This window comes from Sulfurihydrogenibium sp., from assembly GCF_028276765.1.
Taxonomy (GTDB): domain Bacteria; phylum Aquificota; class Aquificia; order Aquificales; family Hydrogenothermaceae; genus Sulfurihydrogenibium.
Genome location: NZ_JAPYVU010000031.1, coordinates 1 through 21,374 on the forward strand (window position 1 = coordinate 1; position 21,374 = coordinate 21,374).

The following is a 21,374-nucleotide window of genomic DNA, read 5'->3' on the forward strand; positions in this document are numbered from 1 at the left end:
GTATTCCAGTAATAATATTTAAAGTTTCAATGAAAGTGTCCTAAAAATCCGTATCGTCATTCTGAGTGAAGCAAAAAATCTCCTGTTTTTCTTTTCAAGTCAAAAAATCAAAAAAGAGATTCTTCGGCCTTCGGCCTTTGGCCTCAGGATGGTAGAGAAATGAAAGTAGAGACAATTCATGAATTGTCATTACAAAAGTATAGCCATTCTAAAGCGACGGAGAATTTCTTACTTTTATGAATTTTTTACCCGACGTATGCTTTAACAGCAATATTATTTAAAAATGGTTTGTATTTCAAGAGGAAGCCCTACCGGTTTAAATCCGGCAGGGGGTTAGATATTAGTGATAGTAGCTTGTGTCTCCTTTCACTTTTCCGGCAAAAACTTTGTATGCATATCTTGTGTAGTAAATAACCAATGGCATAAAGATAACAGCGACGATTAACATAACTTTTAACGTTAATTCTGAAGATGCAGAATTAAACACAGTTAAGCTATATTCAGGATTGATTGTTGACCTTATGAACACCGGGAATGATGCAAGGGCAACGTTTAAAACTGTAGCTCCACTTAACACGCTTGATATAAAAACCATCTTTTCATACTTACCGGATTTTAAAAATTGTAAGTACAAAATCCATGAAATTAACATTACAGCAGGAACAATAAAGAAGATTGGATATTTTAAATAGTTTTCATACAGATATGGAGCTTGGATTAAAGCTAATACGTTTGTTAAAATAACTACAGCTAAGTATCCAAATGCACTTATAACAGCGTATTTTTTAGCCATTTCAAAAACTGAGCCTTCTGTTTTTCTAAGCAGATACGCAGCTCCATGCATTGCAAACATAAATAAGCTGACAAGTCCCATTGCAAGTGGTACAGGTCTTAAAAGTGTGAAGAAATCTCCTAAGTATGCACCATCTTTATCAATAGGAACACCTACAACTGCATTACCTACCGCACAACCAAAAAGAATAGCCGGAAGAACATTTCCAATCCAGTAGATAAAATCAAAAGTTCTTTTCCAGGCTAAAGATTCGGATTTGTTTCTGTATTCAAATGCAATGGCTCTACCAATTAAAGCCCAAAGAACCAATAAAATTGCAATATAGAATCCAGAAAAAGAAGCAGCATAAACAGCCGGAAATGCTGCAAAAAGCATACCTCCACCGGCTATAAGCCATACTTCATTACCATCCCAAACAGGTGCAATTACATTGTATAAAATTTTTCTATCTTCTTCATTTTTCATAAAAATCATAGGAAAGCCTGTTCCAAGGTCAAAACCATCGGTAACTGCATACCCTATCAAAAATATACCTGCTAAAACAAACCATAAGCCTTGAAGTGTAAAAAGCTCCATTGGTAGCATATTAAACACCCCCTTTTGTATCTTTTGAATACATTCCTACTTGAACAGTGCTTGGTACAGTTTCATAATCAACTACAATGTCTTTTTTAGCATACTCTTGAACTTTCTTTTTCATTGTTTTTACATATATAACAAAAATACCTGTGTAAATTAAAATGAACGTTATTACCGAGAACAATACATTAGCAGAAGTATTAAAGTAAGTTACACCATCAGCTGTTTTTAACATTCCTTGGACTAACCATGGTTGACGACCGACTTCAGCTGTAAACCAACCAAGCTCTGATGCTATAAATGGAAGTGGTATTGAGTAAAGAACTGTTTTTAAGAATGCTATATTTTGATAAATAGTTCCTTTTTTGAGCAAGTATAGACCCCATAGAGAGACAAACACAAACAAGAAGCCTAAACCAATCATAAAGTGGAAAGATTGGAACACTACGTTAACACTTGGTAAATCTGCATGGGAAATATTATAAGCCTTTGCATATGCTTTATATTCTGCTAACTGTTGCTTTAACTCTGGAGTTGGATTTACAGCATATTGTTTTTCTAACTCTGCTATTTTTGATTCATAATCTTTTGCTTTTTGCTGATATTCTTTGACAAGGTCGTTAATTCCTTTTACTTCTGCGTTGAAATCATGGTATGATAAAAACGAAGCCATACCTGGAATAGCTATAGGTGCATAAGTTTTTTGTTCTTTTTGATCTACCCAACCGATAGGTATAACAGGAGCTCCTTTTTCAGTATTCCAAATTCCCTCTGCCATAGCAAGTTTTAAAGGTTGATATTTCGCTACATAATAACCACTAATATCACCAAATATGATAGCTAACACTGATACTATAGAAGTATAAATTAGAGCCACTTTCATGCCCAATTTTGCCATCTCAACATGTTGTCTTTTGAGTAAGAAATATGCCAATACACCTAAAACGAAAAATCCTGCTGTAATTTGACCGGCATCAACTGTGTGAAGAAATCTTATTATTGTTGTATGATTTAAAACTGCAGCCCAAAAATCTGTAAGCTCTGCTCTGATTCCCTGCCCAGTTTCAACAATTTTATAACCAGTAGGTGTTTGCATCCAAGAGTTAGCAATTAAAATCCATAATGCAGAAAGATTACTACCAAGAGCTACCATCCATGCTGAAAATGTGTGCATAGCTTCCGATATTCTTCCTCTACCATATAGGAATATACCTATAAACGTAGATTCTAAGAAGAATGCCATTAAACCTTCGATCGCCAATGGTGAACCAAAGATATCACCCACAAATTTTGAATACTGGAACCAATTAGTACCAAACTCAAATTCCATCGTTAAACCAGTTGCCACACCCGCAGCAAAGTTGATAGCAAAAAGCTTCATCAAGAACATAGAGAGCTCATCATACAATGGATTTTTGGTTTTTAGATAAAGAGTTTTGAGGATGGCAATGAAGACAGACAAACCAAGTGTTAATGGAACAAAGATGAAGTGCATGAATGCTGTAAACGCAAACTGGAATCTGGACAAAGCTAACAAGTCCATAGCTAAAACCTCCTGTTAAAAATGATTTAGTTAATATTTATTAACTTTTCTAAATAAAAAAGTATGATGAAAATCATTAAAATTAAAGGGTTGTTCAGTGAGTAAACATTTACTAACTTTGAAATGTAATTATGACGTAAATCATTTTTAAAAAGAAATGGATGCAATAAAGTTAGTATTCATTAACCTATTTTGAAGGAGACAATAATGATAATATCAGACTTAAACCAAAGCAAAGAAAACCAAGGAAAATACAATGGTTATGTAGCAATTCCTATAAAAGCTCCACGAGAAAATCAACCAATCAAGATCTCTCCAGCATTTGGAAAAGTTAAATTTTTTACATTATACGACAAAAACTCAAAGAAAATTGAAATTGTAGAAAATCCAGCAGATAATGGTGGTGGAGTAGTTAGATTTCTAAACAGCCTCGGTATAGAAGAATTAATTACCCTTCATATGGGGAAAGGTGCATACAATATAGCTTTGACCTTTGGGATGAAAATCTATTTTGCTAAAGACGATAAGCAAACTTTAGATGAAGTGATAGCTAAATTTGAGTCAAATCAGCTTCTATTAATTACAGAAGAGAATTTTGAGCTTTTATCACAATTTGGCTGTGGCAGTCATGACCATCACGATCATCATGATTGATTTTTAACGTTTAAGCACACCAAATAAGAAGCTCAGAATAAGGGAATTTTTCGTCATCTGTAAGATGACAAACAGGGTTTGATTATCAAGCATCAGATAAGGGATAATCTATTGATCATTTTGAACAAAAGAAAAAAATCTCCTGCTTTTTTTGAAGTTCTCTTGAGGTTGTTCCAAAAATCTGCATTGTTATTCTGCAGCCGTGCAAAGAATCTCCTATTTTTCTTTTCAAAAAACATTAAAAATCAGATCCTTCACTTTGCTGCTGGACGACAAGGAAAAATAAAAATCTGTCATTCTATACCAGTAAAGAATCCCATACTTTTAAAATGATTTTTTGTCAGACGTATAATTATTGCAATTTATAAAATACATTCTAATAACCTTTTTTAGCTTTACAACTAATATTCAAATGTTAGCTATTTCTAACCTGAGTCTTAACTGATATAATAATTACAAAAAAACCAAGAGGCTTTTATGTGGATACTTGGACAGCATGATGAAGGCTATAGAAAAACAAGAAAATCAATATTAGAGCTTGTTGGAAATACTCCATTAGTAGAACTCAGCAGGTCATTGCCTGAAGATATAAAAAAGAAGAATGTAAAAATTTATGCAAAGTTAGAATCTTATAATCCCGGTGGATCTGTAAAAGACAGACCGGCAACAAGAATGATAGTTGAAGCAATTAATTCCGGAAAACTAACAAAAGATAAAGTTATCATAGATGCAACATCCGGAAACACTGGAATTGCCCTTGCAATGGTTGGAACAGCCCTTGGATATCAAGTTGAACTTGCGATGCCAGCCAATGTTAGCGAAGAAAGAAAGAGAATCATAAAGGCATTTGGAGCCAAAATTCATTTTACAAATCCACTTGAAAGTACAGATGGAGCAATTATTTATGTCAGAAAGCTTGTTGAAAAGTATCCAGAAAAATATTATTACATAGACCAATATAACAATGATGCAAACTGGAAAGCACATTTTGATTCTACCGCAGTGGAAATTTGGAATCAAACAGAAGGAAAGATTACTCACTTTGTTGCCGGAATAGGAACAGGCGGTACCGTTATGGGAACTGGTAGAAGATTAAAAATCTTCAATCCGGATATTCAAGTTATAGGCGTTCAGCCGGATAGCCCATTTCATGGGATAGAGGGATTAAAATATATAGAAACTTCCATAAAGCCAGGTATTTTTGATGAAAACAGGCTTGATAGAACTATCTTTATTGGAACTGATATTGCTTATCAAAGAGCAAGAGAGCTGTCAAGATTGGAAGGCATATTTGTAGGACAATCATCCGGTGCTGCTTATGAGGCAGCAATAAAAGTAGCGAGAGAAATTGATGAAGGTGTTATAGTTTTTATCTGTCCTGATGGTGGAGAAAAATATTTAACAACAGCTTTATATGACTACGAATAAAATTTCTTGCATCCTGCTTGCTGGCGGTCAAAGCAAGAGAATGGGTGAAGATAAAGCATTTTTAAAACTTGATGGACAAACATTTTTAAAAACAATTGTCAAAAAGCTCTATGAAAAATGCGATGAAATCATCCTTTCAATAAATAAAGATGAAGAAATTTATCAAAAAGAACTTCATGGATTTCTTGATAAGACAAGTTTTATCAAAGATAAAAACCCTTACGATGGTCCACTAAACGCAGTTGTGTCAGTAGCAGATAGTATTAATAATCCGTATGTGTTTATGGCTACTGTAGATACTCCACTTTTAAATCCAGAATTAATTGATTTTTATAAAGAAAAAATTTCAGATTATGATTGCATTCTTCCTGTAATCAATGGAAAATACCAACCTTTAAATACGCTTTATAAAAAAGATGCTTTAGAAAAAGCTAAGGAAGTATATAACTCAAGTAAGTCTTTAATGTCTTGGATTGATAAGCTGAATTGCCTAAAATTGTATGAAGATGAAATCTCCAAGATAGACAAGAATCTTTTTAGTTATTGGAGTATTAACACAAAAGATGAGTATGAAAGATTGAAGAATATAAAATAATGAGACTGCTTGCAAAAAATCTACATGTCATTCGAGGCTGTTCCAAAAATCCACATCGTCATTCTGAGCGAAGCGAAGAATCTCAAGTTTTTCTTTTCAAGTCAAAAAATCAAAAAAGAGATCCTTTGGACTTACGCCCTCGGGATGGCAAAAAGGTAAATTTATAAAAATTTTTAAAACGCTCCCATGCTAAACGTCACTTCAGGTTTACGGGACGTTCCTTTAGTAAAACTTTACATCACTTATAATCATTCAATTTTTAATATCACTTTCTTCTTTCAATCTTGTTAAAATTTTTACGATTTTACTCACCATTATTGGGTCGGTATTATCAAGTACAGCTGCTGCTTTTTTTTCATTCATATTAAAAATGATATATGCAGCATCTTCAGCTGACTCCATTTTAGACAGTTTCTGACCTGCCATCTCCGGGTCCATTTTTTCAAATACTTTTGCAAGCTTTTTATATCTTTCATCTTGAATTTTTTTCTTACTTTCTTCTATCTCTTTCTTTAAAAGCTCTAAAGCTTGTTTTTCTTTTTTTATTTGTTCTAGTAAAGCTTCATTTTTTTGATATGTTGCCTTTATTTCATCTCTTATCTGTTTTAACTTTTCAGCTTCTTTTTTTAACTCTTCAACTTGTGCAAAGCTACTACTTATTAAAAATAGAATTCCTATTAAAAATCTCATTTGACTCCACCATTTCTTTAAAATTGTCTAAAATCTGTTTTTTGTTTACTTTTAAAGTAAAATATTTATCAATAGCTTTTTTCTCTGCATTTAGTAATGCTATCTTTTCTTTAATCTGCTCTTTTTCTTTTTCTAAGGATTTTATCTCTTCTTCTATCTTTTTTAACTTTTCTTTTTGATAATTTATAAATTCATATTTTTGTTCCATCGAAAAGATATCGTTAATATTAAGCTCTAATACTAACTTTATTTCATTTTCAATGGCGGATTTTTTATTATAAAATGCTTCTAGGGCCTCATCAATACTTTTTAGCTTTTCTTTTTCAACGTTTAAATAATTATCTTTCACTTTCATTAGTTGTTTTTTGTTTTTCATTTTTCTCTTCAGAATTTTCTTTATATATAAAATCTGCTTTTTCTTTTAATTCTGCTTCTTTATCAGTACCTGTAATAAGATTTATTTCGATTCTTCTGTTTAACCTTCTTCCTACTTCAGAATTGTTTGGAGAGATTGGTTTTGTGTCAGCATAGCCTACCGCACTAAATAGGTAAGGCGGTAAATTCCCGGCAGTTATTAAATATCTTACAACTGCAGCAGCTCTGGATGCAGAAAGCTCCCAGTTCGATGGATAACTGCATGTTGGTCCGGGTGGGATATCATCTGTATGTCCTTCAACTTCTACCGGCAGTTTGGCTTCTTTTATAACTTCAGCAATCCCATTTAACAGCTCTTTATATTCTTGGTTAATTTCTGTGCTACATGAAGGAAACAATATATAATCTAATATTCTAATTCTTACACCTATAGGAATTATTTCAACGCTAACTTTTCCTTCAAGATTTAGTTTTTTAATAATCTGCTGGACTCTTTCTTTTATCTTTTTCTTTGCATCTTCTCTTTTCTGTTTTACTCCGACACCTTCGATTATTGATGGAGGAGCAGATGTAGATATTGGTTTAAAGCTAAATGCAGCAGATATAGCTTCAACAAATGACGCTAATTTTTTCTTATCTATTGTAGAAATAGCAAAAAGTGCAATAAAGAGAGCTAAAAGCAATGACAAAAAATCTGCGTAAGGTACAGCCCACCTTTCCCCTGCACCGTGCTCTTCATGTTTTTTCTTTCTTGCCATATCTTAAGCCTCTTTAGCTTCAGATTTTCCTGTGTAAATCATAAGTTGTTCTCTAAGCATTTTTGGATTTTTAGATAATGCTATTCCAATTATGCCTTCTAATATCATTTCTCTAGTTTTAATTATATCTTTAGCCTTAGCTTTCATTTTGTGTCCCCATGGACCAAAAAGGAGGTAGGAAGATACGATACCTGTAACAGTTGCAGTAAAAGCACCTGCTATACCTTCTGCCATTTCTACCGGATTTTCAAGTCTTTTTAATGCAAGGATTAATCCCATAACTGCACCGACAAGACCAAAAACCGGCGTAGTTTCTCCTGCCGTAATCCAGTATTTTGCAGCACCTTCATAATACTCCTCTATCTCTCCAATCTCCAGCTCCAATCTTTCTCTGATCACTTCAGGCTCCAATCCATCCACAAGCATCTGCAGACCTTTTCTAAAAAATGGATCATCTATATTACCTATATCAGATTCTATTGCTAAAATTCCTTCTTTTCTTGCCTTTTCAGCTATTTTTATAATTTGCTCTAAAGTCTCTTCCGGATTTAATTGAGGATTGCCAAATACGATTTTAAGTTCTTTGTAAGCAGCTGCAACATATTTTTGTTTTGTTGCTACGGCAGCAGCTGATAATGTTGTAGGTACGACTATTATAATAGAAGATATATGAACAAGTCCGGCTGGGTTTCCACCTTCCAATATATCACCTATAGCAAACAAAACTAAGGCAGCGATTATCCCACCGATTGTGGTAATATCCATTATTTTTATGCCTCCCTTTTTTTAGAAATTATTATAACTCAAATTTTCTTTACATCTTCTATAATTTCACCATCTTTTAATTTTATGATTCTTTGAGTTCTTTCTGCTAAATCAATCTCGTGAGTTACCATGATTATAGTTCTTCCTTCTTTGTTTAAATTTTCAAATATTTCCATGACTATTTCGGTATTTTTTGAGTCAAGGTTGCCCGTTGGTTCGTCTGCAATGATTACTAATGGATTGTTTGATAAAGCTCTTGCAATAGAGACTCTTTGCTGTTCGCCACCTGATAGCTCGTAAGGTCTTCTGTCTTGCTTTTTTCCAAGTCCAAGCTTTTCGAGATTCTTTATTGCTATATCTACTGCCACAGATTTTTCTACGCCGCTTTTTAACATTGGAACCATAACGTTTTCTAAAGCTGTAAGCTCATTTATCAGATAATGAAACTGAAACACGAATCCAAATTTTTTATTTCTTATTTCTGAAATTCTTTTTTTATCCTTAAAATTTATCTCTTGATTTTCAACAAAAACTTTTCCGTCTGTTGGTTGGTCTAAAAGTCCAAGTATGTATAACAATGTACTTTTTCCTGAACCGGATGGACCTATGATACTTACAAACTCTCCTTGGTTTACTGATAGATTTATATTTTTTAAAATATGCTCATTGGCAATAAACTTGTTTATATTTTCTACTTTTATAATTTCCATCATCCACCACTTCTAAAAATATCAACAGGATTTAACTTAGATGCTTTGTAAGATGGATAAAAAGATGCCAGTATGGAGAAAAACATTGAAAAAACAAAGCCATAAACAAAGTAAAGAATGCTTCTATCAAGAATAAAGCCTTTTGCTCTTATTAAACCTTCAACGTCTATCCTTAAGCTTGATAGCCATTCTTGGATAGAATAGCCAAGTATTGCTCCTATTATGTAGCCAAAAAAGCCAATGATTACACCTTGAAATGTAAAGATTTTTATTATTTCATCATCTTCATACCCAACGGTCTTTAAAATTGCTATATCTTTTTTCTTTTCCATAACTGTCATCATTATGATGTTAAAAATTCCAAAAGCTGATACTACCAAAATAGCAAATACTATCATGTATGTGATGTAGTTTTGGATTTTAAAAAGCTGTAGAAAGTTTTTGTATGCAAACTGCCAGCTTTCAGTGTAATAACCGGTCTCTTGTGAGATTAATCTTGCTAACCTTTCTGCTTTATTTACATCTTTTATCTTAAATATTAGCTCATTAACTTCATTTGGTCTTTGAAGCATGGTCTGAAGCGTTCTAAGGTTTAAATAAACTCTTGTTTGGTCTAAGTTTGTAATTCCTGAGTTAAAAAAATCAACAACCTTAAACAGATGTGTGTTTCCGTTTGGCGTTGTTAGAATTACTTTCTTTCCCGTTTCGTATATTCCAAGGTCTTTGGCGAGAAGTTTACCGATGATTATGCTGTTTTCGTCTGCTAATAAAACATCTAATCGTTTATTTTCTATAAATTTATCAATTACCGATGCTTTTCTTTCCAAATTTGGGTCTATACCAATCAATGACCCAGACTTTTCAACTGTTCCATATTTTAATATACCTTGACTTACAAGATGTGGTGCTACACCAAGAATATCAGGATTGTTTGAGTACTTTTCTATTATAAATTTGTAATCTGTGATTTTATCCTTCTTTTCAGGAGGTTTAGACCCAAGAATTACCGGAATAATTTTATCACCATAGTAAATTTTTAGAATTCTATCCGGTATATCTTCCGGCTTGGTCTTAAGTGTAATGTGTGCGTTTAGGTCTATTGCTTGCTCTACAAAGTATTTTTGAAATCCATTCATCAATGAAGCCATAACTATAAAAGCTGCAACGCCGATCCCAACACCAACAATCGAGACAAAAGTCTGTCTTTTTCTTTCAACTAAAAACTTTAAAGCTAAAAAAAGTATATGATACATCTTATTTACCAATGACTATGGTTTGACCTTCGTTTAAACCACTTAAAACTCTTAGATAACCATTATATTTTTCTTTATCAACTTCTACTTTTACATTCTTGATTTCTCCATTTTCCAACAATTTGACATATCCGTTTTTATAAGCATTCTCCGGAATAAACAAGCCAGAAACCTTTCCTAAAATTATATTAGATTCTACCGTCATGTTTAACAAAACAGGTCTGTCATAGTTAACATCTGCTTTAACTTTGACCGTTCTTGAATTTTTGTCGGATTGAGACTCTATCGTTTTAATTTTTCCGGTGAAAACTTTATCCGGATAAGAGTCAAGCTTTACAAGGACTTCCATTCCTTCTTTAAGCAATGGTGCATACTCTTCATCTACCGATAAAACCGTCTCTGTCTTATCTAAACTTCCAATAGCAAAAAGCTGATTATTTTGAGAGATGTTATTTAGATAGTCTCCTTCATTTACAAATTTTCTTAAAACTCTGCCATCTGTTGGAGATTTTATATAGTATTTATCAATCTCTTTGACTACTTCCGACTTTTTAGCTTCAAAGCTTTTTAGCTGATAAGACAACTCTTTTAAACTATCTTGATAGCTTGCAACCGCTTTCTCATAATCTCTCTTGGCTACTTCTAAATTTTTAGCTACCTCATCAAACTGCTCTTTTGGGATCAACCCTTTTTCAAATAGATTTTTTCTTCTCTCGTAAACCTTTAGAAGATTTTCATAGTTTGCTTTTTTCATTTCTATATTTTCAATAAACTGCTTTCTAAAATCTGAATTTTCAGAAAGTTTTTGTTTGATAATCTGTGCTTGAAACTCTACATCTTTTAGATTTTCATAAAGTGTAGGATTGGATATTTTCGCAAGGATTTGACCTTTCTTTACTTGGTCGTTTTCCTTTACATATATTTTTTCAACGTAGCCAGAAACTTCTGATTTAACTATTACGCTATTTTCACTATCTATATATCCGGAAGCATAAATAGATTTAACAACTTCTTTTTTCTCAAGCTTATAAATTTCGTATCCATTTTTGCTTTTGTTGTAGAAGTAAAATAAAGCTATTGATACTAAGAAAATCGCAAAAATTAAAAATATTTTTTTCATAAATCAACCTCTGTTTTGGAAAGATGTTATATTTTATAGCATATGTAAATAATATACGCCAGGCAAGAAATTCAGTAAAAGTATGAGATTTTTCGCTTCACTCAGAATGACACCATTGGGTCGTTCTTTGTCATCGTACATTAAATATAACAAAAATTTTTAAACTTGATAATTTCTCAATTTATTCCACCTAAACATTTATACAAACTATCATCATATCCTAAGGTTATACCTAAATTCAAGCTCTTTTAGATAGTAGATAAAATTGTCCTTACTTGCACCATGAAATTTTAGTAGTCTCTTTCAGCAGATACATCCTTTACTATCTCAACTTTAATTTTTCCATTTTTTTCAAGAATTCCAAACACAGGAATTTTATTCTTTGCTCCTTTTTCTCTACTACCTTTCCTTTTTCCTCCAAAATAACTTTCATCCATTTCTACTTCTCCTGATAAAAGCTGGTCATCTTTTGAGACAAATTTGTATATACATTGTCTAAGCTTTGTGTAGATCTTGTAAGTAGTATTGTAAGCTAAATTAAGCTCTTTATGTGCTTTATGAGCAGCAGCTTCAAGGATGAATAGCTTTACAGCCAATATGAATTTAGAGAATGGAATTTTTAAATCTTCAAGAATACTGTCATTTCTAACACTTCATTCTCTTAAAAATTCCTCTGCTTTTTCTTCTGATGATGCTATCTGTAGTAATTCTACTAAATTCATGTTTTACCTTCTATGCTAATTGTTTATTATAGTATAGGTGGATTATTTTGAGCAATTACATAGAATATATGATGAGCTAATCAGAAAAATAGAAAAAGCATAAAAGAGCTTGAGAAAGAGATAAAAGAATTGTTTAAGAAGAATTTTCAAGAGGAATACAAGGTAGGCTGAAAGATCTCATTTTTAAATTTTATAAAAACTGTTAGTTTCTCACCTAAACTATCAAAAAGAAGAATTTTTAGAATAGTAAATTTTAATTAATGAAAGGGAGGACAAGCCCCCCTTATATAGTGTGAAATTACTTTTGTTCAGCTGGTTTTTGTTCGCCTGCTGGAACTGCTTGTTGTTCAGCTGGCTGTTGTTCTCCTGCTGGTGCAGCTTGTTGCTCTCCACCTTGTGCAGGTGCAGCTTGTTGAGCTGGTTGTTGTTCAGCTGGTGCTGGAGCTGCTGGTTGTGCAGCTGGTGCTTGTTGTTCAGCTGGCTGTTGTTCTTCTTTCTTTTGGCAGCTGAAAAGTAAAGATGCCGATAATACAGCTGCTACTGATCCGATTACTAATTTTTTCATTCTTAACTACCTCCTCTTAAAAAAATTTAGTCAATATTATAACATAAAAAATAATTGTAAACTTTGTCAGATTTAGTTAGAAAAAAATTGAATTTATACAAACTTTGTTCTTAATATGGTAGAATTAAGAAAAAATAATGCTAAAAAAGGAGTTATTCTTGAACAAAAAGATATATAATAATCAAAGAGTTGCTATATTTGTAGACATACAGAACCTATATTATTCAGCAAGGGATATATTTAATAGAAAAGTAAATTTTGAAAGCATCCTTTATAAAACTCTTGGAGATAGAGTTTTAGTTAGAGCCTTTGCTTATATAGTGAAGCTACAAGGTGTTGACCAAAAAGGATTTATAAACACGCTTAAGCATATAGGTTATCAAGTTAGAGAAAAGGAGCCAAAAATATTTAAAAGATTGGATGAAGAGGGTAATCTTTGGACAACGATCAAAGCAGATTGGGACATGGGAATAGCAATAGATGCTATAGCTTTATCTGAAAAGATAGATGTAGCCATACTTACGACTGGAGATGGAGATTTTAAAGACCTTGTAAAATACTTACAAACAAAAGGTGTCAAAGTAGAAATTGCAGCATTTAAACAAACAACAGCTAAAGAGCTGATAGAAGTTGCAGACGAATTTATAGATTTGACAATATTTGGCGAAGATATTTTCTTGTAAAAAACCTTATCAGACATAAATTATATAAAGTAAGAAGAAAATAAAATTCAAAATAATTCCATTATATTTGTAAAACAAAAATCAGGAGGTAAAAAGTTGGAAGAAAAGAATAATCAAGAAAATATTCAAGAAAATATTGAAAACCAAGAACAAAATCAAGAAGAAGTTAGAGAAGAAAAATCTTTAACAGAGCAAGAGAAAGATGAGCTTATAAAGAAGCTGCAAGAAGAAGTAGAAACATTAAAACAAAAATTACAAAAAACAGAAGAAGCTGCAAAACGTTTAAGCGCTTTATATCAATCTATTCAAAAAGATTTTGAAGATTACAAAATCAGAGCAATAAAAGAAAGAGAGCAAATAAAAGAAGAATCTATAGAAAAGTTTGCAAAAGCTTTTTTAGATGTGGTGGATAATTTTGAAAAAGCATTAGAAAGCTTTAAAGTATCTAACGATATAAACGCCATCATGCAAGGAATACAGATGACACATTATCAAATTATGAACCTTCTTCAAAGCTATGGAATTGAAAAGATAGAGGCAGCAGGGGAATTTAATCCAATGGAGCATGAAGCTTTAGAAACTCTAAAAACAAAAGAGTATGGAAATAATCAAATCGTCAAAGTCCTTCAAGCAGGATATAAATATAAAGGTAAAGTTATAAGACCAGCAAAAGTAGTAGTTGCTATATCTGAGGAAGAAGAAATAACATAATGAATTTTTATAAACTTCTTGGCTTAAAAATAGATGCTACCGAGGAAGAGATAAAAAAAGCCTTCAGAAAGCAAGCCAAGAAGTTTCATCCTGATTTAAACAAAGATTCGGAAGAAATTTTCAAGCTTATCAACCAAGCATACAAAACTCTCATAGACCCAGAAAAAAGAAGTTCTTATAATAACATTCTTAGAAAATCAAATCTTTTAAATGTATTTGAGGAAAAACTTCTTGAATTTTTAGGATTTACTGATAAGCCAAAAAATGGTTCAAATATTTATATAACTTTAAAGGTTAGTCTAAAAGATTCTATTTTGGGTAGTGAAAAAGTCATCACTTACAAAAGATATAAAACATGTGAAAATTGTGAAGGTTCAGGTCTCTCACAATCAAGCAAGATTATAAAATGTAAAAAATGCGATGGAATTGGCAAAATTCAGACAAAAATAGGAAAAATTGTTTGTTTTAATTGTTTTGGTAAAGGATATGAAATTCTAAATCCATGTGAAAAATGTAAAGGACAAGGCTGCTATAAAGGATTAGAGTCTATTAAAATTAACATTCCAAAAGGTATTGATGATGGAGAAAGGTTAAGAATTAGAAATTTAGGTCATGATGGTACAAGCGGTGGAAAAAGCGGAGACCTGATAATAAGATTTAAACTGGTTGAAAATGTTTTTAAAAAAGTGGGCAATGATTTGTATCTAAAATTAAAATTACAAAAGCCATTGGAAGAGTATGAAATTCTGAGAATTAAAACAATAACAGATGAGATTTTAGAGTTAAAAATTCCAAGGGAAGAACAATTACCTCTAACTTTAAAAATTCCAAAGGAAGGCTATATAGACAAATCTGGAAATAGAGGGGATTTATACATTTATATTTTTTAAAGGTATACCTTGGGGTGAGAAATTAGCGGTTTTTATAAAATTTAAACATGAGATCCTTCGACCCTAGGCCTCAGAATTACAAAGAACGACCCTATGGTGTCATTCTTCAGCCGGCGAAGAATCTCCTGTTTTCTTTTCAAATCAAAAATCCAAAGAGGAGATCCTTCAGACTTAGGTCCTCAGGACAGAAAAAGGTAATAATGCTTAATCAAAACATTCCCGGTGGTTTTCCTTTTGATACTATAAGTCTTTCTACTGGTTGTCCTTCAATTATATGCTTTTGAACTATCTCCTCTACGTCAGCTGGAGTAACGTTTCCATACCAGATAGCATCAGGATATACAACTACATTTGGACCAAACATACATGGACCTAAGCAACCTGTTGCAGTTACTGCCATTTTGTTAAAAAGTCCTTTTGTCATTAATGCTTCTTGGAATTTCATAAAAATTTGGTCAGAGCCCTTATCACCACAAGATGGCATTCCTGGTGGCTTTCTTTGCATACATACAAAAACATGTCTAAATTCTGACATACTAAAACCTCCTGTTATAAATTTTCTCTCTCAGATTATATAAAAATAGCTTAGATTTTTAAATGATTTAAATTAGAAATTTCATATAGGGCTTCTGCTAACTACGATAATAAAATCCAAACTCCTCAGAAAGGATACCTTTAATTACCATTTCATTTAAAACTGTAAAAACATCAAATTTTCCATCTACCGATTCTATGATTTTATCAATATAAACCTTATCAGACCCGATGACTTGAAGTATAAATTTTTCTTCCTCTGTTAAATCTAAAACTTTTTCAAAATTTTTCTTTTTAAAACTTAAAAATGGTAAATGGTCTTTAAAATCTTCAAAGCTTGTTATTGGAATAGCTCCATCTTTTATAAGAAGATTATTACCTGTTGCAGAAGATAGATTTATGTTTGCCGGAACTGTAAAAACTAATCTTCCGTAGTTATTAGCATAATTAGCTGTTATTAAACTTCCTGATTTTTCTGGTGCTTCGATTACAAACGTTCCATAAGTCAAGCCGGCTATAATTCTATTTCTAATTGGAAATGTGTACTGTGAAGGTTTTGTTCCAAACGGAAATTCAGAAATAATACAACCTTTTTCTGAGATTTCTTCATAAAGCTTTTTATTTTCGTAAGGATACACTATATCAATACCATTGCCTAAAACCGCAACAGTATAACCATTTTCTTTTAAAGTTATTCTGTGTGCCAAGGTATCAATTCCGGAGGCAAGTCCAGAAACTATAGTTACACCATTCTTTGCCAATTCTTTAACGATAGAGTTTACTACATAAAGACCATAATTAGAATACTTTCTCGTTCCAACAACAGAAAGAGAGTTATCTAAATTATTCAAATTACCTTTAACATACAAAACTATTGGTGGGTCTGGAATTTCTTTTAGCAGTTTAGGATAGTTTTCAGAAGAAAAAGGAATTATCCGGATGTTGTATTTTAAAGCTTTCTCATACTCTTTTAAAGCTCTTTCTCTTAACGATTTATCTCTATTTACGATTAAATTTGCTACATTTTCACCAAAGTTTTCTTTTATCTGATTAAAATCTGCGTTAAGAATATTTTCTGAAGTTTTGAATTTAAGTATTAAATTTTTAAAAGTTATATTCCCGATACCTTTTATAAATGAAATTTCAAGAGAGCTGAGAATTTCATTCAATATTGATACTCCTTTTTATTGTGATAAAATATTAGTATAACATAAGCCTGAGGTTGCTATGTCAGAGGGGATACTTGATGAGTTTATAAATAAGCTCAAAAAAGATAGAAAATTAGAAGCGAATATTTTTTATGAAGAATCACCAATAAAAGTTGTTTTGCCTGTTTTAGATATAGATTTTGGAAGAAAGCAGATTGAATTTGAAATAAATCCAAAAATAGAAGCAATGATAAATCAGGAAAAAGAAATTTATGTAAAGTTTAACAATGAAGTTCTACTTTTAAGACCTTTATTTTGGAATAAGGAAACTTTAGTTACAACTTTTCCTTCTCTTGCTATAGAACCAAAAATAAAAAGAGAGCATGTAAGAGTAAAATGTTCCCAAAAAAATCCAATTCTATTAGAGATATATGATAACGTTAATGTTTGTGTGTCGCTTAGGGACATTTCTGAGAAAGGATTTAGTTTTAAGTTGCCAAAAACTGTTTATTTAGAATTAAATAAGCCGTACTCAGGAAAACTTAATATTAACGGTAAATCCTTGCCGATTGTTTTTAAAGTTCTTTACAAAATAGAAAGACCTGACAATACTTATAGATATGGTGCAAAAATTTTAAATGCAACAACTAAGGTTGAAGACGAAGTAGTAAAATACATTTTTGAAAGACAAAGGGAGATTGCAAAGATACTTAATACTTTTGCTGATTAAGGTAAGCCTAAGATTTTATGACATTGAGGTATAATCCTACTTTCAATGCCAAACTTCAAAAGCTCATCTTGTAATTCTAACGCTTTTTTAACCATTTCTGGCTTATTGCTTTCCGGTTGAAGTACGATAACATCGTTTTTAATATACTCCATAAGGTCTGGTCTTATAATATGTTTAATGCTTAAGGTTTCATCTACGACAAATTTAAACTCAGATATATAGGTTAGAAGATTTTTGTTTATAAAATAGAAAGGTGGTTTTGGCGAACATGTGATATAAATCTTAGACTTATCTAAATTTTCAAAGTTTTGATTCCAAAGAGTACCGTTTGTTTCTATAAATACTTGATAGCTGTTTTCTATAAGATTTCCAACTAAAACATCAAGATTTTCTGTAAAGAATGGCTCACCGCCTGTGATACAAACTCTTTTTAGATTGTATTTTTTTATCTCTTTTAAAATATCAGATATGCTTAGTAGCCTAAAGTTTTCTCCTGTATAAGAGTAAGGAGTATCACACCAACTACATCTTAAATTGCAGCCTTCTAATCTTATAAAGACAACAGGAAGACCTATCCATCTTCCCTCGCCTTCAACAGAACGAAATATTTCAACAATTTTAAAAGTTTCTTTATTGAGGTCTTTCTTCAACAATTTCATAAGCTTCTATTATATCTCCAACTTTTATATCGTTAAAATTCTTTAAAGTAAGTCCACATTCAAAACCTTTCTGAACTTCTTTAACATCATCTTTAAATCTTTTTAAAGAGTTTAGCTCTCCATCGTATATTACAACACCATTTCTTACCAATCTGGCTTTTGCACTTCTTTTGATTACGCCATCTGTAACATAACATCCTGCTATTGTACCAATAGATTTAGCCTTGAACGTTGCTCTCACTTCTGCAGTTCCGAGCAATACTTCCCTATAGGTAGGAGCAAGCATACCCTTTAGTGCTTTTTCTAAATCTTCCAATGCTTGATAGATAATGTTATAAACTCTTATATCTACGTTCTCTTCTTCTGCAGCTTTTCTTGCTCCTGCATCCGGTCTAACGTTAAACCCTATGATTATTGCGTTAGATGCTGCTGCAAGCATAACATCACTTTCTGTAATTCCACCAACAGCACCGTGTATTATATTAATACTTACTTCACTAAATTTATTTGAAAGCTCTTCTATAGACTTTCTGAGAGCCTCTAAAGAACCTTGCGTGTCAGCTTTAATAATGATATTAATTTCTTTAACTTCGCTAAGATTTTCTAAATGTATTCTTGTCTTTTTAGCAAGAAGCTCTTCTTCCCTTTTTAACTTTCTAATTTCAGCTAACTGTTTAGCCTCTCTTTCTGATGCTTTTACAATAAATTTATCTCCCGCTTGAGGAACTTCTTCAAATCCAAGCACCTCTACTGGAGTTCCAGGTCCTGCTTCTTTAAGTCTTTCTCCTCTCTCGTTTAAAAGCGCCTTAACCTTACCCCAAGTATACCCAGCCACAAAGTAATCTCCAACTTTTAAAGTACCATTTTCAACTAAAACAGTAGCTACAGGTCCCTTCTTAGGGTCTAATTTAGATTCAATAACTGTTCCTACTGCGGGTCTATTAGGGTTTGCTTTGAGTTCTAACATTTCAGCAACGAGTAAAACCATCTCTAAAAGCTCTTCTACATTCTTTCCGGTTTTTGCAGATACATCTACAAAGATCGTATCTCCACCCCATTCTTCTGGGATAAGCCCATACTGGGTAAGCTCCTGTCTTACTCTCATAGGGTCTGCACCGGGTTTATCTATCTTGTTAACAGCCACAACAATAGGAACTTTTGCACTTTTTGCATGGTTAATAGCTTCTACAGTTTGAGGCTTTACTCCGTCATCTGCAGCAACTACTAAGATAGCTACATCTGCAACTTTTGACCCCCTTGCTCTTAAAGTTGTAAATGCCTCGTGTCCGGGTGTATCCAAGAATGTTATTTCTTTTCCGTTAGGAAGTTTTATTTTGTAAGCACCTATATGCTGAGTAATACCACCATACTCTTTTGCTGCAACGTCTGTTTTTCTAATAGTGTCAAGCAATGTAGTTTTTCCGTGGTCTACGTGTCCCATTACTACCACGACAGGCGGTCTTGGGACAAGATTTCCTTCTTCTTCCGCTGCTTCTTCTTCAGAAAGGATTTCTTCTTTTACTTCTTTTTCTTCTTCTACACTCTCCTCTTTCAGTTCAGCTAAAAATCCGTGCTCTTCTGCTATTTCTATAGCTATTTTAGGGTCTATTGTTTGGTTTATTGTTGCAAGTATTTTTCTTTTTAATAAATCCATTAATATTTGATTTACAGGGATATCTAATAAATCTGCTAACTCTCTAACTGTTATTACTTCTGGAATTTGGACGATCTTGATTTCCTCTTCTTTTGGTTGCTCTTCTGCTTCCTTTTTCTTCTCTTCTTTCTTAGGTTTTTTCCTTTTAGACTGGCTCTCCATTAACTTTTTGAGAGCCTGAATTTCTTCTTTTTGTTCTTTTGTTAATCTTGCTTCTCTTTCTTCTTTTGTTTCTTTTTTCTCAACTCTTTTCTCTTCTTTTATAGACTCTGGGATAATAGCTATAGGGGTTGACTGTTTTTCTTCTCTTTTTTCAAATCTCTCTCTTTTCTCGATTGGTTTTCTTTCTTCTTTGTATTTTTCTTTTTCAGTAAAACCTTCCTTAGGAGGTCTTGTTTCCTCTCTTTTTTCAAACCTTCCTTTTTTCTCGTATTTTTCTCTTTTCTCGTATGGCTTCTTTTCGAAAGGTTTTTTCTCGTAAGGCTTTCTTTCTTCTTTCTTTTCAAACTCTCTTTTTTCTTTTCTGAAAGGCTTTCTTCCCTCTTCTGCAACTACACCTTCTATTACTTCAGGAATTTCTTCTTTTTTTGGCTCTGGCCTAATTTCTTCTTCTTTTTTCTCTTCAGGAATTTCTTTTATTTCTTCTTTTACTTTTAACTCTCCTTCCTTTTTAGCTTTCTCTTCCTCTTCCCTTCTTTTTCTCTCTTCTTCTAATCTTTTTCTTTCTTCTTCCTTCTTTCTTTTTTCATCTTCTACAACTTTTCTAACTTTCTCGGCAGTTTCTTCATCAATTACTGTTAAGTTTGTGATTTCTTTTGAAAATCCTATTTCTTTTAATTTTTCTTCCAATTCAGAAAGGGTTATCCCTAAGGTGTGATAAAGATCAAATGCTTTAATTCCTTTTTCTTCTACTTGGATTTCTTTTATACCTTGTGCTTTTTTATATCTATCTTTAATTAGATCGACTACTTCGTCGGGTAATTTATCTGTAATCTTTTTAAGCCCTAATCCAAGCTCTTCGTTTAATTCCTCTTTTAATTTCTTAGCGTCTATACCTAACTCTGTTGCTAAATCCTTTAACTTCAAATATGAGACCTGGTCAGCCAAACTGTACAAAACTTGCACAGCTTGGGTTGGGGTATTTGTATTCCGCCATTTCAGACACTTCCGACCCCAACAGGCGGTATTTTGGAAGTGTCATAGTCCCTGTACCAAGCACAGGAGCTAACCTATTAGCCACTGCTATCCAATCCTTTGAAATTACAACACGCTTCAAAGGAGAAAAATCTCTATACGATCTTTCAAGACAGCAGAAGGCTAAGGCTATAGAAAGAACTTGCCAGCTTTTATGTCTACCTGTAGGTAGACCCCTCACCTGCTCCTTCCGTTGGTTGGCAGTTTGTTGGGTAGCTGTCTTGCTCTTTCCACTTTCTAAACGTGAAACGTGAGATGTGAAACGTGAGACGTGGTTTTGTAGTGTTTTTAGGTTTTTTCTTAATTTTGCTAATTTACTTTTTAGTTTATTTCTCTTGTATTCATTGTTTTCTTCTTTTAACTTTTGTTTTAATTTTGCGATATTATCTTCAATTTTTGCTATAGTGTATGATAGAAAGTCGGTATCATTTAAAAGTTCTTTATAATTCTTAGGCAATTTCTCTTTAAATCCAAATCCTCTTCTTGCTATTACGTAAGCTCCTGCTATGTCTTTGTCTATGTTGTGCTGTGGTGCGTATTTTAGTTTTCCAATTACTGACGTATATGCAGGATTGACTTTTACTAATTCTATTCCATTTCTTCTTGCTAAAACTTCTATTT

The 21,374-nt window shown here is 32.5% G+C and carries 21 protein-coding genes and 2 pseudogenes; 7 read left to right on the forward strand and 16 right to left on the reverse strand.

From position 1 onward, the window contains the following. Positions 1 to 340: 340 nt before the first annotated feature. Both cydB and Q0929_RS06045 read right to left on the reverse strand, forming a co-directional pair. Positions 341 to 1,378 carry a cytochrome d ubiquinol oxidase subunit II gene (gene cydB, locus Q0929_RS06040; protein ID WP_299238872.1) on the reverse strand — a complete coding sequence of 346 codons (1,038 nt, stop codon included), beginning with the start codon at positions 1,376 to 1,378 and terminating at the stop codon, positions 341 to 343. Between the two features lies 1 nt (position 1,379). After that, positions 1,380 to 2,915: a cytochrome ubiquinol oxidase subunit I gene (locus tag Q0929_RS06045; protein ID WP_299238874.1), complete on the reverse strand. Its 1,536-nt coding sequence runs from the start codon at positions 2,913 to 2,915 to the stop codon at positions 1,380 to 1,382. Positions 2,916 to 3,122: 207 nt separating this feature from the next. Between Q0929_RS06045 and Q0929_RS06050 the strand changes: the two genes are divergently transcribed. The 3 genes from Q0929_RS06050 to Q0929_RS06060 all read left to right on the forward strand — a co-directional run bounded on the left by Q0929_RS06050 (position 3,123) and on the right by Q0929_RS06060 (position 5,592). Continuing rightward, positions 3,123 to 3,569, forward strand: a complete 447-nt coding sequence (locus tag Q0929_RS06050) for a NifB/NifX family molybdenum-iron cluster-binding protein (protein WP_299238876.1) — start codon at positions 3,123 to 3,125, stop codon at positions 3,567 to 3,569. A gap of 477 nt (positions 3,570 to 4,046) precedes the next feature. After that, the gene (gene cysM, locus Q0929_RS06055) at positions 4,047 to 4,997 is read left to right on the forward strand and encodes a cysteine synthase B (protein WP_299238878.1); all 951 of its coding nucleotides are present in this window, start codon (positions 4,047 to 4,049) and stop codon (positions 4,995 to 4,997) included. Next, positions 4,984 to 5,592 (forward strand): molybdenum cofactor guanylyltransferase, encoded by a 609-nt coding sequence (locus Q0929_RS06060; RefSeq protein ID WP_299238880.1) that lies wholly within the window; start codon positions 4,984 to 4,986, stop codon positions 5,590 to 5,592. Before cysM ends, Q0929_RS06060 begins: the two co-directional genes overlap by 14 nt. A gap of 252 nt (positions 5,593 to 5,844) precedes the next feature. On the opposite strand, the gene Q0929_RS06065 is transcribed toward Q0929_RS06060, so the two are convergent. From Q0929_RS06065 to Q0929_RS06105, 9 genes and pseudogenes are all read right to left on the reverse strand, one after another. Then, positions 5,845 to 6,282 carry a hypothetical protein gene (locus Q0929_RS06065; protein ID WP_299238882.1) on the reverse strand — a complete coding sequence of 146 codons (438 nt, stop codon included), beginning with the start codon at positions 6,280 to 6,282 and terminating at the stop codon, positions 5,845 to 5,847. After that, on the reverse strand, positions 6,245 to 6,658 hold the full coding sequence (locus Q0929_RS06070; protein ID WP_299238883.1) for a hypothetical protein: 414 nt from the start codon (positions 6,656 to 6,658) through the stop codon (positions 6,245 to 6,247). Before Q0929_RS06070 ends, Q0929_RS06065 begins: the two co-directional genes overlap by 38 nt. Next, the gene (locus Q0929_RS06075) at positions 6,621 to 7,415 is read right to left on the reverse strand and encodes a flagellar motor protein MotB (RefSeq protein ID WP_299238885.1); all 795 of its coding nucleotides are present in this window, start codon (positions 7,413 to 7,415) and stop codon (positions 6,621 to 6,623) included. The genes Q0929_RS06070 and Q0929_RS06075 overlap by 38 nt, the downstream gene beginning before the upstream one ends. Positions 7,416 to 7,418: 3 nt before the next feature. Further along, the gene (gene motA, locus Q0929_RS06080; protein ID WP_299238887.1) at positions 7,419 to 8,180 is read right to left on the reverse strand and encodes a flagellar motor stator protein MotA; all 762 of its coding nucleotides are present in this window, start codon (positions 8,178 to 8,180) and stop codon (positions 7,419 to 7,421) included. Positions 8,181 to 8,218: 38 nt separating this feature from the next. Next, complete coding sequence (locus Q0929_RS06085) at positions 8,219 to 8,890, reverse strand: ABC transporter ATP-binding protein (RefSeq protein ID WP_343232048.1); 672 nt, start codon at positions 8,888 to 8,890, stop codon at positions 8,219 to 8,221. After that, positions 8,890 to 10,155, reverse strand: coding sequence for an ABC transporter permease (locus tag Q0929_RS06090; protein WP_343232047.1), 1,266 nt, complete (start codon positions 10,153 to 10,155; stop codon positions 8,890 to 8,892). Before Q0929_RS06090 ends, Q0929_RS06085 begins: the two co-directional genes overlap by 1 nt. After that, a complete protein-coding gene (locus Q0929_RS06095; protein ID WP_299238891.1) occupies positions 10,145 to 11,263 on the reverse strand; it encodes an efflux RND transporter periplasmic adaptor subunit in 1,119 nt (372 codons plus the stop codon). Before Q0929_RS06095 ends, Q0929_RS06090 begins: the two co-directional genes overlap by 11 nt. A gap of 290 nt (positions 11,264 to 11,553) precedes the next feature. Continuing rightward, positions 11,554 to 11,724: pseudogene (locus Q0929_RS06100) on the reverse strand (transposase); the annotation flags it as partial. 559 nt (positions 11,725 to 12,283) lie between these two features. Next, positions 12,284 to 12,550: a hypothetical protein gene (locus Q0929_RS06105; RefSeq protein WP_299238893.1), complete on the reverse strand. Its 267-nt coding sequence runs from the start codon at positions 12,548 to 12,550 to the stop codon at positions 12,284 to 12,286. 158 nt (positions 12,551 to 12,708) lie between these two features. Between Q0929_RS06105 and Q0929_RS06110 the strand changes: the two genes are divergently transcribed. The 3 genes from Q0929_RS06110 to Q0929_RS06120 all read left to right on the forward strand — a co-directional run bounded on the left by Q0929_RS06110 (position 12,709) and on the right by Q0929_RS06120 (position 14,834). Further along, the gene (locus Q0929_RS06110; protein ID WP_299238895.1) at positions 12,709 to 13,233 is read left to right on the forward strand and encodes an NYN domain-containing protein; all 525 of its coding nucleotides are present in this window, start codon (positions 12,709 to 12,711) and stop codon (positions 13,231 to 13,233) included. A 96-nt stretch (positions 13,234 to 13,329) separates the two neighbouring features. Then, positions 13,330 to 13,944, forward strand: a complete 615-nt coding sequence (gene grpE / locus Q0929_RS06115; RefSeq protein WP_299238897.1) for a nucleotide exchange factor GrpE — start codon at positions 13,330 to 13,332, stop codon at positions 13,942 to 13,944. Then, positions 13,944 to 14,834, forward strand: coding sequence for a DnaJ C-terminal domain-containing protein (locus Q0929_RS06120; RefSeq protein ID WP_299238899.1), 891 nt, complete (start codon positions 13,944 to 13,946; stop codon positions 14,832 to 14,834). The genes grpE and Q0929_RS06120 overlap by 1 nt, the downstream gene beginning before the upstream one ends. 208 nt (positions 14,835 to 15,042) lie before the next feature. Here Q0929_RS06120 and Q0929_RS06125 read toward each other — a convergent pair whose 3' ends face one another. Continuing rightward, positions 15,043 to 15,369: a (2Fe-2S) ferredoxin domain-containing protein gene (locus Q0929_RS06125; protein WP_007545826.1), complete on the reverse strand. Its 327-nt coding sequence runs from the start codon at positions 15,367 to 15,369 to the stop codon at positions 15,043 to 15,045. A gap of 97 nt (positions 15,370 to 15,466) precedes the next feature. Next, complete coding sequence (gene dprA / locus Q0929_RS06130; RefSeq protein ID WP_299238900.1) at positions 15,467 to 16,537, reverse strand: DNA-processing protein DprA; 1,071 nt, start codon at positions 16,535 to 16,537, stop codon at positions 15,467 to 15,469. A 58-nt stretch (positions 16,538 to 16,595) separates the two neighbouring features. On the opposite strand from dprA, the gene Q0929_RS06135 reads away from it, so the two are divergent. Beyond that, a complete protein-coding gene (locus tag Q0929_RS06135; RefSeq protein WP_299238902.1) occupies positions 16,596 to 17,246 on the forward strand; it encodes a PilZ domain-containing protein in 651 nt (216 codons plus the stop codon). On the opposite strand, the gene Q0929_RS06140 is transcribed toward Q0929_RS06135, so the two are convergent. The 3 genes and pseudogenes from Q0929_RS06140 to Q0929_RS06150 all read right to left on the reverse strand — a co-directional run. Then, on the reverse strand, positions 17,243 to 17,905 hold the full coding sequence (locus Q0929_RS06140; RefSeq protein WP_299238904.1) for a 7-carboxy-7-deazaguanine synthase QueE: 663 nt from the start codon (positions 17,903 to 17,905) through the stop codon (positions 17,243 to 17,245). The genes Q0929_RS06135 and Q0929_RS06140 overlap by 4 nt on opposite strands. Beyond that, positions 17,877 to 20,645: a translation initiation factor IF-2 gene (gene infB / locus Q0929_RS06145; RefSeq protein WP_299238906.1), complete on the reverse strand. Its 2,769-nt coding sequence runs from the start codon at positions 20,643 to 20,645 to the stop codon at positions 17,877 to 17,879. Before infB ends, Q0929_RS06140 begins: the two co-directional genes overlap by 29 nt. 13 nt (positions 20,646 to 20,658) lie before the next feature. Then, positions 20,659 to 21,374 (reverse strand): annotated as a pseudogene (locus Q0929_RS06150) (IS200/IS605 family accessory protein TnpB-related protein); the annotation flags it as partial.